We start from the raw sequence: 15,962 nt of genomic DNA on the forward strand, positions 1-15,962 counted from the left end.
CTTCACCCACCACGGCCAATTTAAAGGGCAAACTGTAGTCGCGCTGACTACGCCGCACACGCGGCTCAAACTCAGTTTTCATGACATCTTTTGGGAAAGCTGTCAACCTATTTCCGGACCCGACAAAGTCAACAAAAAAGCCCGCTGGATACTCCAGCGGGCTTTTTTGTTGACTCGATGCGGCTGTTTACTCCACTACCAGTCGCAGCGACTGCTGCAAGTTGGCGGCCTGCAGGCGTATGAGGTAGATGCCGGGTTTCAGCGTCTGCACGGGCAATTCCAGGGAGTTGGCGCCGCGGGCCTTGTTGGCAGCAGGTAGTGTGATTACGTTCTGGCCCAGCAGGTTGCTCACTGAAATCTGCACGGGAGCGGCGGCGGGCAGGTCGTAGCGCAGGGTGGTGCTGCCGGCGGCGGGGTTGGGGGCGGCCGTCAGTTGGAACACGTTGGCGGCAGTGGCCTGCTTGCTGGCCAGCGCCACGCGGCGCAGGGGGCGGTCGAGATACACGGCGTAGGCACCGGGGGCCAGGGTCAGCAGGTCAGTGGTATTGGCTACGGTGATGCTGTCGCCGGTGAGGTAGTTATACCAGCGGCCGGTGCGCTGAAAGTTTGGATTCACATCGATTGGAGTCAGGCCGTAGTTGCCTACTACCGTCACATTTAAACTGGAATGACTGATTTGCAGGGACTTGCCCTGGCTGCTCACGCGGCTGGTGAAGGTGCCGTTGGCAAAAGCCGGCTGCTGCTTTAGGGCCGTGAGGTTGGCGTACACATCGTGCAGCTTGCGGCGCGGCGCATCGGTGTAGTAGTTCCAGCGAATGGGCTTGACCCCGGTACGGCCGTTGCTGTTGATGCTCACGTCGTAGCCCAGCTCACCAAACTCCCAAATCATCTTGGGGCCGGGGATGGTGAAGAAAAACGCAGCGTTCATCTCCATGCGGGCCAGGGCCGTGTTCAGGTTCCGAATATCGTAACCGGCACCGTTATTCTGGCCCGAGGTGAGGGCGTCCACCATGTTGCGCTCCTCGTCGTGGCTTTCCATGTAAGCCACCAGGCCGGGCTGCTGCCAGCCCAGCTGCGGCGCGTACACGTTGGCAAAGTTGGCGCTGCGGAAAGTACCGACGGCCCCGGCCGTGTATGCGCCGTGGCGGTTGCCCCAGAGCATCATGCCGGCATTGGCCAGCAGGGTTTCCTCGCTGTTGTCGGCAAAGTGTTCGAGGATGACGTAGGTGCCGGCGCGGTTGGCCTGCATGTGATTGTTATAGTCGTTCCAGATGTTGATGCGCGACTGGTCGTAGTTGCCCCACTGGCCCACATTGTTACCCGAGTTCACCTGGGTGAAGCCCTTGCTGAGGTCGAAGCGGTAGCCGTCGACGCGATACTCGTTCACCCAGTAGTCCATCACGTTCTTGCTGTACGTTTTGGTGAAGGCGCTTTCGTGGTTGAAGTCGTTGCCGACGTTGAACGGGTGGGTGGCTACGCGGTTGAACCACGGACTGTCGGCGGTGGCCCCGCCGCCATCCGAGTACATTTGGTACATGGGGTTCTGACCAAAAGCATGGTTCAGCACCACGTCGAGCACCACGGCCATGCCGCGGCGATGGGCCTCATCGATAAAGGCCTTGAAGCTGTTTTTGGTACCGTAGTACTTATCGAGGGCGAGGTGGAAGCTCGGGTTGTAGCCCCAGCTATCGTTGCCCTCGAACTCGTTCACCGGCATCAGCTCGATGCAGTTCACGCCCAGCCGCTGGAGGTAGCCCAGCGTATCGCGCAGGGTCTGGTAGTCGTGGCGGGCGATGAAATCGCGCAGGTGCAGCTCGTACACCACCAGGTTGGTTTTGGCGGGCCGCACGAAGTTGTTCACCTGCCACTGGTAGGCCGGCTGGTTGGTCTGGAGCGTGGCCATGATGCCAGTCTGACCGGCCGGGTAGCGCAGGCCGGGGTAAGTGATGGCCGGAATAAACCGGTCGTTGCTGGGGTCGAGTACTTTCTCGGTGTAGGGGTCGGCCACGCGCAGGGTGCCGTCCACGAGGTACTGGTAGGCGTATTCCTGGCCGGGCGTGAGGCCGTTGAGCTGCACCCACCACATATTGCCGTCGGGGGTTTTGTTCATAAAGCCCGACGTAGTGGTCTGGAAGTTATTGAACTCGCCCAGGGCATACACAAACTGCTTGTTGGGAGCCGTGAGGGTTAGAATGACCGACGTGCCGCCGGCCAGGTAGGTCACGCCTTCTTTGGCCCCGGCGGGCAGCGCAGCCACCGTCACGGCGGGCCGCACCACCAGAATCACGGAATCGGATATGGCCGTGGCGCCGGTGCCGGCGGTTAGCTTCAGCACGTTGCGGCCGGTTTGGGTGGGCGTGGCCGTGCCGCTGATGGTGGTGGCATTGGTGGCCTGGCCCACCTGCACGCCGTTCAGCGTGAGAACCAGGTTGGCGGCCAGGGCGCTGCTGCCGCTCACGGGCAGGGCCACGTTGGGGGCCACAAACTGCGGGTTGCCGCCGCTGGCGGGCTGGGTGAGGCGCACGGCCGGGCCGCCCTGGTACACGTCCACGAAAATATCGCTGCCATCGGTCGCGCGGCCCACCGTGGAGCCGTTGGCATTCTTGAAAATCATGCCCAGCCGCAGGATGGTTTCGTTGGCGGGCACCGGGTAAAAGGTGCGCGGCGTGAAGGTGATGCGGTACAGGTTGGGGTTGGTGGCGTCGCGCGTCATGAGCGCGGCGGGGTCGGCCTGGCCAAAGCTGGGACTCTTTACGTTGCGCCAGGTGGTGTTGGTGGCGCTCAGGTTGGTCACGGTACCGGTCCAGATATAAACGTCGCCAGTAAAGTTAATCATTCCGGCATTGCCCTTGCTGGCATCGTAGGTGATGGTAACGGACGTGTTTTCAGTGAAGAAAACCGGCTGGGTGGTCACTACCTGGGCCTGGGCTGCCCACGTCAGCAGCACCAGAAACAGGCCCGCTATGCGTCGAAATGTTTGCATTGATAAGATTGGGAAGGAGATAAGTGAGAGCGTGCGTAGCCAGATTCGGCCAACAGCGCATTGCTATGCTTCGCGTTGTTACTGCTAATATACGGCTTCAAAAAGTTGTCAGAGCGGTACGGGAACCCCAGAAACCACAAACGTTTGCGGACAATCATTCGCTTCCAAAAATCTGATTTACAAGCATTAATACGTCTTAAAAGGCTGGCACCGCTTCCCCGGGCCGCAAAGGATTGCAGCCCGTCCCGGCACTTGATTTCTGCTCGACCACGCCAAAAGTCCGCCCAAATCATCCGCTGCCGGCCGCCGTACCTTTGCCCGCCACTTCTGCCTGCATGACGCTTTTTTTTCGCCAGTTGATTTCGTTGCGGCAACAGCTGCTGGGGTGGGCAGTGGCCGCCGGCGCACTCGCCATGCCGGCATCGGTTTCTGCTCAGGCGCTCCCGCCCATCCAGGGCCCGGCGGCAGCCCCTTCACCCGCCCCCGTTGATTCGGTGGCCCAGCAAAAACGCCGGCTGCGCCTGCTGGTGGGCGGCTCAGCCCTGGGCTACGGGGTGATTTATACCGGCCTCACAACGGCCTGGTACACCGGCGAAAAGGCTCCTTTGCACTGGTTCAACGACTTGCCCGAATGGAAGCAGCTTGATAAGGCCGGCCACTTCTGGGGCGCGTTTCAGGAAAGCCGGGGGGCCGTGGATATGCTGCGCTGGGCCGGCCTGAGCGAGAAAAAAGCCATTTGGTACGGCTCCTTCGTGGGTTTCGCCATCCAGAGCCCCCTGGAGCTGCTCGATGGGCGCGACCCGGCTTACGGCGCGTCGGCTACCGACTTAGCGGCCAACTTTCTGGGCTCGGCGGGGCTGCTGGCCCAGCAGCTGGCCTGGCACGACGTGCGCATCATGCCCAAATGGTCGTTTCACCTCACCGGCTATGCCCAGCGGCGGCCCAACGTGCTGGGCAGCAACGTACCCGAGCGCTGGCTGAAGGATTACAACGGCCAGACCTACTGGCTCTGCACCGACGTGGGCGCGTTTCTGAAGCCCGGCAACCGCTGGCCGCGCTGGCTGCAGCCGGCCGTGGGCTACGGCGGCGAAGACATGGTGTATAACAACGATGGCACCAACGCGGCATTCGGCCTGCGCCCCTACCGCCAGTTTTACCTGTCGCTGGACGTGGACTTGCGCCGTATCCCGACTCGCAGCGTATTGCTGAAGCGGGTGTTCTACACGCTCAGCATTTTTCACCTACCGGCCCCGGCGCTGGAATACAACGGCCGCAACGGTTTTCGCTTCCACAGCCTCTACTACTAAAATCACGGATTACGCGGATTTTAGCGGATTTCACGGATTTTGTAGTCGATTACTTTGTTGATGGCGAGCGGTGCGATGGGTATGACTTTGGTGAAATTTTTGCCCAGTCATGCGTTGATGTTTGGCTTTTAGGTAGCGCCAAAGCATCTGTCGCCACGTCAAAAACGTACTTTTGCAAACCCAGTCTGCACAGATGGGTCAAAATGAAGTAAAACGGAGTTCTCCCGGCAGGCCGATAATCGTCCACAAAATCCGTGAAATCCGTTTAAATCCGCGTAATCCGTGATTTATGAATGTAGGAGATAGAGTCCGGCTGCTGACCGGCACTGAAGAAGGAATTGTTACCCGCCTGCTCGACAGCGAGCTGGTGGAAGTAGCTATTGACAACGATTTTACCATTCCCGTGCTGCGGCGCGAAGTGGTGGTGGTGGCCCAGGAAGAAGGCAATAACTTCGACCGCACCGCGCCCGACTATCGCGTGGGCCAGGTGCCCGGCAAAAACGCCAACGCCAGCAAAAAAGACAACAGCAAGCGCCCCAGCCAGCCCAGCGGCCCAGCCAAACCGGCGCAGCCTTCGCTCCAGGAAGCCCTGGCGGCTGTGGCGTCGAGCGGGGCGGGCATGGCCAAAAGTGGCGGCAGCAGCCCGGTAGCGGGCGGCAGCAAGCAGCCGGCCGCCGCCAAAGGCCTGTTTCTGGCCCTGGTGCACCAGTCGCCCGAGCTGCTGGGCGTCACGCTCATCAACAATACCGAGGCCGACGTGCTCTTTACCTACGGCGAGGAAACCAGTGCCCGCCCCTACCGCGCCCTGGCGGCCGACAAGCTCGGCCCCAAGGCCAGCACCAAGCCCCTCTCCTTCCTGCACATGAAGGATTTTGAAACCTGGCCGGCCGTCGTGTTTCAGCTGCTGCCCACGCGCCTCAACGGCGACGCGGCCTACGAGCTGCTCACCAAGCGCCAGGCGTTCAAAGCCAGCACGTTCTATAGCAGCCAGCGGCCCGCCCCGGTTATTGGCAAGGATGCCTACCTGTTTCAGCTGGACGAGAAGGCCGCCGCGGCCATCGCCCCCGAGAAACTAGCCGAAGAAGCCCCCGCCCCAGCGGCCGCGCCAGCCCCGGCCAAGCCCGCCGGTGTCGATATCGCGGCCCTCAAAGCCCAGCTCAGCGGCGATGCGCCGGCCAAGCCCGCCGCCGTGCTAGCAGCTGCTACGCCCGCCCCTGCCGCGCCGGTGGTGGCTCCGCCCCACGAGTTCGACCTGCACCTGGAGGCCCTGCGCCCCGACACCAAGGAGGAGTTGAGCAACACGGCCATCCTGCGCATCCAGCTCGACGCGTTTGAGGATGCCCTGAGCCGCGCCCTGGCCACCAACATGCACGAAATCGTGTTTATTCACGGCATGGGCAACGGGGTGCTGCGCAAGGAAATTCATCGCCAGCTGAGCCGTAACAAGGACATTAAGTTCTTTGAGGATGCCCGCAAGGAGAAGTTTGGCTTCGGGGCCACGCTGGTGCGGCTGAAGTAGCGCGGCAACGGCATCCGCACGCTTGCGGGGCCGGCATCGCGGCCTGACAAAGCAAAAAAGCGCCTCCCGGCAGGGGGCGCTTTTTTTGCTTTATCATGGGGGGGTCGCATCAACATGCGATGGCGGCGTATTGCAATACAGCGGAGCTTTGCACCCGGTTTAACTCAAGCCGAATACAAAGTTCAATGAAACACGCTATACCCATTGCCGGTCTGAGCCTATTGTTGGCCGGGCCTGTCGCCGCCCAGGACCTGACCAACGCCGGGGCCAGCATCACCGTTCAGGCCGGAGCCACGCTCTACGTGGGAACCGGCGGCCTCACCAACCAGGCCGGCGGCACGCTCACCAATGCCGGGACCCTGCGCGTGGACGGCCCCCTGGCCAACCCCGGCACCCTGGATTTGGGCGCGGGCGCGCTGGAGGTGCGCGGCGACCTAACCAACTCCGGCACCATCACCCCCGGCACCAGCCCCGTCACCTTCGCCGGCGCGGCCGACCAGCTGCTAACCCCCGGCGGGGCTACGCTCTACCAGGTGCTCGTGAGTAAGCCCACCGCCGGGGCCAACACCCTGCGCCTGACCGGCAACCTGACCGTGAGCAACAACCTCACCCTCACCAACGGCCTGGTGAACACCAAAAACGGCGCTACCGTGAACACCCTGCGCCTGCCCAACGGGGCCACGCTCAACGGCGAGGCAACGGGCCGCTACGTGCTCGGGGCCCTCGAAATCACCCGCAACGCGGTGAGCGGGGCGGCCGTGGACTTCGGCCACGGGGCCGTGCTCGACCCCACCACCAACAACCTGGGCTCCGTGACCATCACCCGTACGGCCGGCCTGCTGACGGCCGACGTGAGCTTCGGCCAGAACCTGAACAACACCGGCCTGAAAGGCATTGACCGCATCTGGACCGTGGCCCCCGCCACCCAGCCCAGCGCCGCCGTGCAGCTTACCCTGAGCTGGCTGCCCGACAACGACAACGGCATCGCCGATTTCAGCCAGGCCCGCATCTACCAGCAATCGGCCGCCGGCCAGCCCTGGGCCGTGCGCGGCCCGGTGGCCAACGCCAGCACCCGCAGCATGAGCATGAGCCCGACCACGCTCAGCCGCTTCACCGTCAGCAACGCGGCCAACCCGCTGCCCGTGACGCTACTCGACTTCACGGCCCGCGCCGAAGGGCCCGCCGCCGTGCGCCTGACCTGGGCCACGGCCACCGAACTCAACAACGCCGGCTTCACCGTCGAGCGCAGCCGCGATGCCCGCAGCTTCGCCGCCATTGGCACCGTGGCCGGGGCCGGCACCAGCCAGACCCGCCACGACTACGCCCTGCTTGACCAGAAGCTACCGGCCGGGACTACCCTGCTCTACTACCGCCTGCGCCAGACCGACACCAACGGCGACTTCAGCTACTCGCCGGTGCGCAGCGTGGCCCTCGCGCCCTTGGCCGCCGGCTTCGTGGTGTACCCCACCCGCGTGGCCATTGGGCAGGCGGCAACCTACCTCTACACCGGCCCGGCCGAGGCCGGCACCCTGGAAATCCTGAGCGTCATCGGGCAGGTGCTGGGAACCGTGGCCCTCGATGGCCGCGCCCAGGGCGCGGTGCCGCTGGCCGGCCTGGCTACCGGGGCCTATTTCCTGCGCTACACCGGCCCGGCCGGCCGCTTCACCACGCGCTGCGTGGTGGAATAAGCTCCCGTGCCGACTGACTCAACTCCTCAACTCATTCCGTTTAGCTACTTCTGCATGAAACACATTTCCATTTTCTGGCGCGGGCTCTTGCTCCTCGCCTTGCTTACTACCGGCGGCCTGAAGGTTCAAGCCCAGAGCGGTGGTGTGGGCATCGGCACCACCGCCCCCGATGCCTCGGCGGCGCTCGACATTGTGAGCAGCACCAAAGGGGCGCTGCTGCCGCGCGTGGCCGATGCCACGGCCATTGCCAGCCCGGCCACGGGGCTGATTGTGTTTCAGACCGGAGGCACTGCGGGCTTCTACTACAATGCCGGCACGCCCGCCGCCCCCAGCTGGCAACAGCTCAACGTGGTGGGCGGCGCGGGCGACAACCTCGGCAACCACACGGCTACCCAGGCCCTGAACTTGCAGGGCAATGCCCTCACCGGCAGCGGGGCCAGCATCAGCGGGGTGGGCGTGGGCATCCGGGCCGATGGCGGCCTGAACCTGGGCCAGAACACGACCGGCAACAGCATCTACCTGGGCTACGAGGCGGGCCGCGTGAACACGGGCTTCGTCAACCTGTTCAGCGGCTACCGCAGCGGCTACCACAACACGACGGGCAGCGACAACCTGTTTAGCGGCTACCACAGCGGCTACAATAACACGACGGGCAACGCCAACTCGTTCAGCGGTTCCAACAGCGGCTACCACAACACGACGGGCAGTTACAACGTGTTCAGCGGCTACGTGAGCGGCACCAGCAACACGACAGGCAATGACAACGTAATCAGCGGCTTCTACAGCGGCTATAGCAACTTCACGGGCAGCAGCAACGTGTTCAGCGGCTCCTACAGCGGCTTCTACAACTCGACGGGCAACAACAACGTGTTCAGCGGCTTCATGAGCGGCTACTTCAACACCACCGGCAGCAGCCTTACGGCCCTGGGCTACAACAGCGGCCCGGCCAACGGCAGCCACGCCCTGACCAACGCCACGGCCCTGGGGGCCAACGTCAGCCTGACCCAGAGCAACACCGTCATCCTGGGCAACGGGGCCAACGTGGGCATTGGCACCAGCGCCCCTGTATCGCGGCTCTCCTTCGGCAGCACCACCAACGCCAACGCGGCGGCCGGGCGGCTGGCCATCTCTGAAACCCCCAACGGCCAGAACTTTTACGGCCTGGGCCTGGTGCAGAACGCCAGCAGCAACTACGGCATGGGCCTGTGGGGCAACTCGGGCGCGGCCACGCCCTACAACGGCAGCACCGGCACCCTGCCCCAGCTGTTCCTCGGCGCGACGGGCAACGTGGGCATCGGCACCATTAGCCCCGCCCAGCGGCTGGACGTGACGGGCGGCAGCATCAAAATCAGCACCGCCGGGCAGGGGCTCGTCTTCCCCGACGGCACCACCCTGACCACGGCCGCTACGGGCGGGGTTAGTACGGTAGCCGGCCCCGGCCTGAGCAGCAGCATCAGCGGCAGCAACAACACCATCAAGCTGGGCGGTACCGCCTTGATCGCCGCCACCGACGTGCCCCTGGCCGGCAACAACCTCACCTTCTCCGGCAGCGGCAACGTGGGCATCGGCACCACCGCCCCGGCTACCACGCTCGATGTGCGCACGCCCAATGCCAGCGCCGCCATCACGGTGGGCCAAACCGACAACACGGCCGGGGCCCTGTACTTTGGCAACCCCGGCCACGGGGTGAAGCGCAATTACAGCGGCGGCAACGACGTGGGGCTCTACACCACTTCCGTCAACCTCTACCTGGCTGCCAACGGGGCCGTCACCAATCAGTTTGTGCTCACCAATGGCGGCAACGTGGGCATAGGCACCAGCACGCCGGCCCAAAAGCTAGACGTGGCCGGCAACGCCGTTGTCAGCGGTAGGGTGGGCATCGGCACCACCGCCCCCCAAAGCGACCTCGAAATCATAAGCGCCGGTGCCATCGTGGCCAGCCTGACCACCACCGCCGGCAACCCCAACGGGGTCCTCACCATCAACGTGCCCGCCAACAACACGGGCTGCGCCGGCTGCTCGGAGCTGATACAGTTCAACCGCCCCGGCGTGAGCATCGGCAGCATCACCATGAACAGCAACATCAGCGGCGTGAACTACAACACCACCTCCGACAAGCGCCTCAAGGAGCACATCGGCCGCACCCGCTTCGGCCTGGCCGACCTGCTCAAGATTGAAGTGAAAGACTACCACTTCATCGGCCAACCGACAACGGCCCGCAGCACCGGCTTTCTGGCCCAGGACCTGTTCAAGGTGTACCCCGAAGCCGTGAAGGAAGGCGACTACGGCACCACCGTCACCAACCAGTGGGGCATAGATTACGGCAAGCTCACCCCCCTGCTCGTGCAGGCCATCCAGGACCAGCAAAAGGAGATTGACAAGCAGCAAGCCGAGCTGAAGGACCAGCAACAGCTGATTAACAAGCAGCAAGCCGAGCTGAACGCCCTCAAAACCCATAACGTCGCCCTGCAAACCGGCTCCGCCGCCGACCACGCCAGCCTGCTCACCCTGCAAGCCCAGATGGCCCGCCTGCTGAGCGGCGAAATGGCCCCGGCCGGCACACGGGCCCGCAAGTAGCGGCCCGCGCCCGTAGTTACTAATGAAGCCCCGGCCGTGTGGTCGGGGCTTCGGCCGGACGGCGGCTCGCGCCCCGGCCAACGACTGTTTTCTCACCATGCCCTCATCCCAATTCCCGAAGTATATGCAAAGACTCTCCTACTTCTGGCGGGCCCTGTCCCTATTGGCCCTGCTGCTGCTGGGCCGCTTCGTGGCCCAGGCCCAGAGCGTGGGCATCGGCACTGCGGCCCCCGATGCCTCGGCGGCGCTCGACGTGACGACCACCACCCAGGGCCTGCTGCCACCGCGCCTGACGGCGGCCCAGCGCGATGCCATTGCCAGCCCCGCCGCCGGCCTGCTCGTATTTCATACCGATGCCTCCCAAGGCATCTACTACTTCACGGGCGTGGTTTGGGTGAACCTGGTCAACGGCCGGATACCCGATGCCGACGGCTCGACCCAGCCGGCCAACGGGACCGTGGTGAGTACGCTGGCAGGCACGGCAGGCACCCCAGGCAGCACCAACATCCCGGGCCGCTTCTTTGGTCCCACGGGCGTGGCTGCAGACGCGGCGGGCACGGTGTACGTGGCCGACCAGGACAACCACACCATCCGGATTATCCAGTAGCGGCGGCGGCGGGCTTTGTGCTCTCAGCGGCAGCTACCCCGCTTTGCGGCTGGCCGGGTGCTGGTGGCCCGGCGGTATCGCCTCGCTGCCGGGCTGCTCCGGAGACGAGGGCGTCGGTGCGCAGGCTCGCAGGTAGCGCGGCCTGCGCTGTGGCCGCTGAAGAGGCCTCCGACCGTCTGGCCTTGCTTCTTACTCAACTAGGACTTACGCAAAATTCTACAGCTTCTTTTGCAGCCGCAGCTGCTGATGCGCGACACGGCGGGCCGTTCCGGCTCATTCGCTTGCCGGGCTGAAGACGCTAACCGGTGGTGCGGGACTTTTTTGGTGCCCCCCGCGGCCGGGCACCGAGCCTGCACCGGTGGCGTAGCTTTGTCGGCCAACCCTTGCCCCCGCCCGGCCCTGCTCCCGTACTATGCGCTTCCTTATTTTTCTGGTAATCCTCACTCTGCCCGCCCTGGCCCAGCCCACCCTGCCCGTACCGCGCAACCTGCAAGCCACCTACACCAGAGGCACCCGGGCCGAAACCGGCCTGCCCGGCCCCAACTACTGGCAGAATACCGCCGATTATGACCTCACCGTCAGCTTCGACCCCGCCACCCGGCGCGTGGCCGGCACCGTAACCATCAAGTACCAGAACAACAGCCCCGATTCGCTGCGCCAGCTCTGGTTCAAGCTCTACCCCAACATCTACCAGAAAGGCGCGCCCCGCGCCAGGGCTTTTGCGCCCGAGGATATTGGCGAGGGCATGAAGATTTCGGCCCTCACCATCAACGGCGAAGTGTTTGATGTGAAGAAGCTGCCCATTGAGGCCACCAACATGGCGGTGCCGCTGCGCCGCGCCCTCGGGGCGCGCCAGGCCGCCACCGTGCGGGCCACTTACTCCTACATTTTGAACAAAGGCTCGCACCAGCGCACCGGCGAGGTGGAGCCGGGCGCGGCGTTCGTGGCCTACTTCTTCCCTCGCATTGCGGTGTACGATGACATCGACGGCTGGAACCGCGTGCCCTACACCGGCGACCAGGAGTTCTACAACGATTTCGGCAACTTCAAAGCCGCCATCACCGTGCCCAAAAATTTCGTGGTCTGGGCCACCGGCGACCTCACCAATGCCGACCAGGTGCTGACCAAAAAATACGTCCAGCGCCTGCGCGACGCCGAGCGCAAGGACGCCGTGGCCTACATTATCAGCGCGGAGGATGCCCGGCGGCGCGATATCACCGCGCCCAACGCCCAGAATGTCTGGCGCTTCGAGGCGAAGAATGTAACGGATTTTGTTTTCGCCACCGCCGACCATTACGTGTGGCAAAGCACCAGCCTCGTGGTCGACCCCGCCACCCAGCGCCGCACCCGCGTCGATGCCGTGTACAACCCCAAGCACAAGGACTACCAGGAAGTCATCGACTTCAGCCGCAAAACCGTGGAGGCCATGAGCTACACCTTCCCCAAATGGCCCTTCCCCTACGCCCACGAAACGGTGTTCGACGGCCTCGACCAGATGGAGTACCCGATGATGGTGAACGACAACCCCACCGAAACCCGCGAGGACGCCATCACCCTCACCGACCACGAAATCTTCCACACGATGTTCCCCTTCTACATGGGCATCAACGAAACCAAGTATGGCTGGATGGACGAGGGCTGGGCCACCATCGGCGAGTGGCTCCTCTCCAGCATCATCGACCCCAAGCTGGATGACGACTACGGCGTGGCCCGCTACGCCGCCGCTGCCGATACCGAAAACGACGCGCCCATCGTCACGCTCAGCACCCAGCAGAATGGCCTGCCGTTCTTCCTCAACTCCTACCCCAAGCCCGGCCTGGGCTATTTGTATGTGAAGGACTTGCTCGGCGATGAGCTGTTCACCAAAGCCCTGCACACCTACATCGGCAACTGGAACGGCAAACACCCCATGCCCTACGATTTCTTCAACAGCATGAACGCCGGCGCGGGCCGCAACCTCAACTGGTTCTGGCAGCGCTGGTTCTTCGATGCCGGCTACCCCGACCTGGCCATCGCCAGCGTCAGCAAAACCGCCCCCGGCTACGACATTACCGTGCAAGCCAAAGGCACCAAGCCCGTCCCCGTTGATTTAACAATGACCTTCGCCGACAACACGACCCAGAAAATCCACCGCAGCATCAGCGTCTGGGAAACGGGCGCTACTACTGTCACCGTGCCCGTGGCCACCAAGCAGCCCCTGACGCGGGTGACGCTGGGCAGCACCCTGGTGCCGGATAGTTTCCCAAAGGATAATGTGTGGGAGGGAAAGTAGCTGGGGGCAGCCCGCGCGCAAACTACGCTCGTGCCTGATGGCCAGGTTCTTTTATTATAATTAATAAAACTTATATTAGCATTATAAACATTAACCTAACGCTTCGCACCATGCCGCAGTACGTCATCGAACGGGAAATCCCCGGCGCGGGAAACCTGACCGCCGAACAGCTAAAAGCCATTTCGCAAACTTCCTGCGGAGTGCTCGACAACCTGGGGCCGCAAATTCAGTGGGACCACAGCTACGTGACCACCGATAAAATTTATTGCGTGTACAATGCGCCCAACGAGGAAATGGTACGCGAGCACGCCCGGCAGGGCGGCTTTCCGGCCAACGCCATTTCTCAGGTCGCCAACATTATCAGCCCGGCCACGGCAGAACGTACTCCGGCCTGACCCCGGCCGCTGGTCCCCGGAGGTTTCTGCCCTACCTTTGCCCGCAGTGATGGGTCGCCTCACCGCGGCGCTTTCGGGCGACGAGGAAAGTCCGGGCAACGCAGAGCACCCTGCTTCCTAACGGGAAGGACTGGCGCGCATAACGCAAACCAGGACAGCCAGTGCCACAGAAAATAACCGCCAGACGGTGACTGAGCGAATGAGTAAATGAGTGACGTGACTTCGGTTAATTCACTCAGTCGCTCAGTCACTCATTCGCCTTTGGTAAGGGTGAAAAGGTGCGGTAAGAGCGCACCAGCGGGCGGGTGACCGTCCCGGCTGGGTAAACCTCAGGGGTTGAAAGACCAAATAAGCTGGTACGCCGGCGCGGCTTCGGCCGCATCGGCACCGGGCGGCTCGTCCGGCGCCAGCGGGTAGGTTGATGGAGCCTTTCGGCAACGACTGGCCTAGATAAATGGTGAGGCAGCGGTTTCGGCCGCGGACAAAACCCGGCTTACAGACCCATCACCTAACTTCGGCGGCTGCTTTTGCTTCGGCAAAGGCAGCCGTTTTTTAGTTAAGAGTTAAAAGTCAGGAGTTATGAGTTGGTCTGCCAACGGTACCTTGCCTTTCAGCTCCTAACTTTCAACTCTTAACTCATAACTCCCCGCATGCCCCGCATCCTAATCATCGACGACGAAAAAGCCATCCGCAACACGCTGAAGGAGATTCTGGAATTTGAAGACTACAAGGTGGACCAGGCCGAGGACGGTCCCGCCGGCCTCGACATGCTTATTCAGCAGAAGTACGACGTGGTGCTCTGCGACATCAAAATGCCCAAGATGGACGGCCTCGAAGTCCTGACCCGCGCCCAGGCCATGGGCACCGATGCCGCCTTCATCATGGTATCGGCCCACGGCAGCATCGACACGGCCGTGGATGCCACCAAAAAAGGGGCTTACGACTTCATTTCCAAGCCCCCCGACCTCAACCGCCTCCTCGTCACCGTTCGCAACGCTCTGGACCGCACCAAGCTCGTCACCGAAACCAAGACGCTGAAGAAGAAGCTCTCCGTCACGAAAGGCTCGGAAATGGTGGGCTCCTCGGCCGCCCTTGGGGCCGTGCGCAAGGCCATTGAGAAAGTAGCTCCCACCGATGCCCGCGTGCTGATTACGGGCCCCAACGGCGCGGGCAAGGAAATGGTGGCCCGCCAGCTGCACGAGTTGAGCAGCCGCGCCCAGGGCCCCATGGTGGAGGTAAACTGCGCCGCCATTCCGTCGGAGCTGATTGAGAGCGAGCTGTTCGGCCACGAAAAAGGCTCCTTCACCTCGGCTGTGAAGCAGCGCATCGGCAAGTTTGAGCAGGCCGACGGCGGCACGCTGTTTCTGGATGAAATCGGCGATATGAGCCTCTCGGCCCAGGCCAAGGTGCTGCGCGCCCTGCAGGAAAGCAAAATCACCCGCGTGGGCGGCGAAAAGGAAATCTCGGTGAACGTGCGCGTGCTCGCCGCCACCAACAAAAACCTGATGCAGGAAATCGCCGACCGTAATTTCCGCGAAGACCTCTACCACCGCCTCTCGGTGATATTAATTCAGGTGCCCGCCCTGAACGACCGGCGCGACGACATCCCCGAGCTGATTCAGAAGTTCCTCAACGACATCGCCGCCGACTACGGCAACAAGCCCAAGAAAATTGACGCCACCGCGCTGGAATATTTGAAGGGCCTGGACTGGCGCGGCAATATCCGCGAGCTGCGCAACGTGGTGGAGCGGCTGGTGATTATGAGCGACGACGTGATTTCGGAAGGCGACGCCAAAGCGTTTGCGGGGAAGTAGAAAGCCTTCTCCATCGTTATCAGGCAGTAAAAAAGGCAGCACCAGAATCAGTTGATTCTGGTGCTGCCTTTTTTTAAAACGACACGGTTAACGGACTGGTAATGGTGGGGCGTTGTTGAACAAACGCAGGCGGGTAACGCCTTTCCACACTCATTCGTGTTGCACTCTCCAACGTCGTGGACAACAGGTTATGCCTATCGACCAAAACCCGCCTACATTGAGCTACTTAACCAACAATATCCCTGCGGCTTATTTCCGCCTGGATGCTCTTCAGGTTTTGTGAATTTCTGTAACCAACTCGAAAAGCAAAAATCAGCAAGATAACAGCAAGGACAAAACCTCCCTTGTGTGTAGCAGCCCAAAAAATAATGCCAATCACCACACCTATAAACACAGCAGTTGTGGTTTGTTGTGATTTCGTTTTTTTCTCTTCTGACACCAACTCTTCAAATGTCATTTTAGAGTAGTCTTTACTTGAAAACATGATAATGTTTACGTTAAGAAAAATCCTGAAACTATAGTTACGCTACTTGCGCTCAACTTATGCCTGTTGGCCGGAACCCGCCCATGTAAGGAAAACCGATGCCTTGGCTCAACGAGCAGGGCTTGGCGATGGCAGGGGATTTGAAATTCGTCTCCCCGTAACCCAAGCCGATTGAAAAACCAAAGTTGAAGATAACAACTAAAAGCCAAATTATTAACGTCCTGCCGGAACAGAAGCTGATAGCGAACTACAGCCGAAGATAACAACGTCAAGCCCTGCTATTGCCAAACCCAATGTTGGTGGCAGGTATTTGGTC

Annotated in this window: 10 protein-coding genes and 1 other RNA gene; 9 read left to right on the top strand and 2 right to left on the bottom strand. The window is 62.1% G+C overall.

Annotated features, from left to right (window positions below; all coding sequences use genetic code 11):
- Positions 1–187: 187 nt before the first annotated feature.
- Complete coding sequence (locus ABD819_RS20010) at positions 188–2,983, bottom strand: DUF4961 domain-containing protein (RefSeq protein WP_345127226.1); 2,796 nt, start codon at positions 2,981–2,983, stop codon at positions 188–190.
- A gap of 335 nt (positions 2,984–3,318) precedes the next feature.
- On the opposite strand from ABD819_RS20010, the gene ABD819_RS20015 reads away from it, so the two are divergent.
- The 9 genes from ABD819_RS20015 (at position 3,319) to ABD819_RS20055 (ending at position 15,162) form a co-directional block, all read left to right on the top strand.
- Positions 3,319–4,290, top strand: a complete 972-nt coding sequence (locus tag ABD819_RS20015; protein WP_345127227.1) for a DUF2279 domain-containing protein — start codon at positions 3,319–3,321, stop codon at positions 4,288–4,290.
- Between the two features lie 289 nt (positions 4,291–4,579).
- Positions 4,580–5,809 (top strand): Smr/MutS family protein, encoded by a 1,230-nt coding sequence (locus ABD819_RS20020; RefSeq protein ID WP_345127229.1) that lies wholly within the window; start codon positions 4,580–4,582, stop codon positions 5,807–5,809.
- 185 nt (positions 5,810–5,994) lie between these two features.
- Positions 5,995–7,497, top strand: coding sequence for a fibronectin type III domain-containing protein (locus ABD819_RS20025; protein WP_345127231.1), 1,503 nt, complete (start codon positions 5,995–5,997; stop codon positions 7,495–7,497).
- Between the two features lie 54 nt (positions 7,498–7,551).
- Positions 7,552–10,074 carry a tail fiber domain-containing protein gene (locus ABD819_RS20030; protein ID WP_345127233.1) on the top strand — a complete coding sequence of 841 codons (2,523 nt, stop codon included), beginning with the start codon at positions 7,552–7,554 and terminating at the stop codon, positions 10,072–10,074.
- A 124-nt stretch (positions 10,075–10,198) separates the two neighbouring features.
- Positions 10,199–10,681: a hypothetical protein gene (locus ABD819_RS20035; protein WP_345127235.1), complete on the top strand. Its 483-nt coding sequence runs from the start codon at positions 10,199–10,201 to the stop codon at positions 10,679–10,681.
- A gap of 412 nt (positions 10,682–11,093) precedes the next feature.
- A complete protein-coding gene (locus ABD819_RS20040; RefSeq protein ID WP_345127238.1) occupies positions 11,094–12,953 on the top strand; it encodes a M1 family metallopeptidase in 1,860 nt (619 codons plus the stop codon).
- A 110-nt stretch (positions 12,954–13,063) separates the two neighbouring features.
- The gene (locus ABD819_RS20045; protein ID WP_345127239.1) at positions 13,064–13,348 is read left to right on the top strand and encodes a DUF4242 domain-containing protein; all 285 of its coding nucleotides are present in this window, start codon (positions 13,064–13,066) and stop codon (positions 13,346–13,348) included.
- A gap of 46 nt (positions 13,349–13,394) precedes the next feature.
- An RNA gene (gene rnpB / locus ABD819_RS20050) (RNase P RNA component class A) lies at positions 13,395–13,860 on the top strand.
- A gap of 138 nt (positions 13,861–13,998) precedes the next feature.
- On the top strand, positions 13,999–15,162 hold the full coding sequence (locus ABD819_RS20055; protein ID WP_345127242.1) for a sigma-54-dependent transcriptional regulator: 1,164 nt from the start codon (positions 13,999–14,001) through the stop codon (positions 15,160–15,162).
- Positions 15,163–15,388: 226 nt separating this feature from the next.
- On the opposite strand, the gene ABD819_RS20060 is transcribed toward ABD819_RS20055, so the two are convergent.
- Positions 15,389–15,646 (bottom strand): hypothetical protein, encoded by a 258-nt coding sequence (locus tag ABD819_RS20060; RefSeq protein WP_345127245.1) that lies wholly within the window; start codon positions 15,644–15,646, stop codon positions 15,389–15,391.
- Positions 15,647–15,962: the final 316 nt, after the last annotated feature.

Origin of the sequence: Hymenobacter antarcticus, assembly GCF_039539545.1 — a bacterium.
GTDB lineage: Bacteria > Bacteroidota > Bacteroidia > Cytophagales > Hymenobacteraceae > Hymenobacter > Hymenobacter antarcticus.